Genomic DNA, 1,305 nt, shown 5'->3' on the forward strand with positions numbered 1-1,305 from the left:
GACGTCCGCCCCGCGCGGGACCGCCAGACCGGCCGCGACGAGCCGGTCGGCCACCGCCCGCACGGCGTCGGCGGCGGCGGCCGACGCGCGGACCGGAGCTATCGGCGACTGGCCCTCCGGTCCTATGGCGTGGATCACCGTACGTTCCACCTCGTCGCGGCCGTCGGGGTCCACGACCGTCGCCCACCCGGTGTGGGCCAGCAGCAGCCGGCGCCGCAGATGCATCGAGACCAGTGCCAGGTCGGCGACCCGGCCCGGCCCGCCCGCCAGGAACGCCGCCTCGTACAGGGTGAGTTGCCGTCCGCGTCCGCCGGTCGTGCCCACCGGCCGCCGGGCCGCGCGGGCCCCCGCGAGACAGAGCCGGGCGCAGGAGAGACCCGCCGCACCCCATGCGACCAGCAGCAACAGAAACGGCACCATGCCGGATTTCTATGCCGGAACCGCCCGTGGCGCCATAGCTCGTCCAGCAGGTGGACGGCCGTCTCAGGAGCCTCCGCCGCAGCTCGACCCGCCCCCGCAGCTGGAACCGCCGCCGCAGCTGCTGCCGCCGCCGCAGCTCGATCCGCCACCCCCGCAGCCGCTGCCGCCGCCACAACTCGACCCGCCCCCGCAGCCCGACCCGCCGCTTCCACCGCAGCTGCTGCCCGAGGAGCTGCCGCAGCCGCCGCCCGGGCTCGCCCCCGCACACCACACGGCCGGCGCGACCAGCAGCGCCGAGGAGCCGTACGCGGTGTACGAGGAGGCGGTGGGCCGGGTCCTGGCCGCCGCGACCAGGTGCGTCCGCAGCTCCGGGTCCGGGACGCCGCGCAGCCCCCGGGTCGCCACCAGGAACCCCGGGTCGGTCCGGTGGGCGTGCGCGGCCCCGAAGTCCGCCGCCGCCCTGCGCCCCGCCCGGGTGATCCGGGACCGGGCCACCGCCGCGCAGACCAGGCCGGACACGAAGCCGACGACGACGGCCGGGATCAGCGCCACCGCGAACGGGTAGCTCCAGCCGGCGCCGTCGTCGCCCTCCATGAACCGCGCGATGGCCAGGCCGATGGTGACCGGGCCGGACGCGAGGCACAACAGCGTCTGCAACAGGCCCCAGACGCGCCACACCGCACCGGCGCGGGGCGGGGCCAGCAGCCCGCGCTCGGCGAGACCGTCACCGGTCTCCTGCACCGCGGGATGCCGCATCACGGCCGCACGCAGCGTCGGCAGCGCCCCGCTCGGCGCGGCGGCCAGTTCCTGGAGCACCGCCCGCTCCACCGGGTCGTACGCGACCGGCCGCAGCACGGCGACGATGCCGGGCCCGCCGACGGTCAG

General features: G+C 77.5%; 2 protein-coding genes. Both read right to left on the reverse strand.

The annotated features are described in order from the left end of the window. Positions 1-420: TIGR04222 domain-containing membrane protein (locus G3I41_RS14205; protein ID WP_164400569.1), on the reverse strand; the 420-nt coding region annotated here is incomplete at its 3' end. 63 nt (positions 421-483) lie between these two features. Next, on the reverse strand, positions 484-1,305 hold an 822-nt coding region (locus G3I41_RS14210; RefSeq protein ID WP_239081621.1), incomplete at its 5' end, for a TIGR04222 domain-containing membrane protein.

This window comes from Streptomyces sp. SID9727, from assembly GCF_010550605.1.
Taxonomy (GTDB): domain Bacteria; phylum Actinomycetota; class Actinomycetes; order Streptomycetales; family Streptomycetaceae; genus Streptomyces.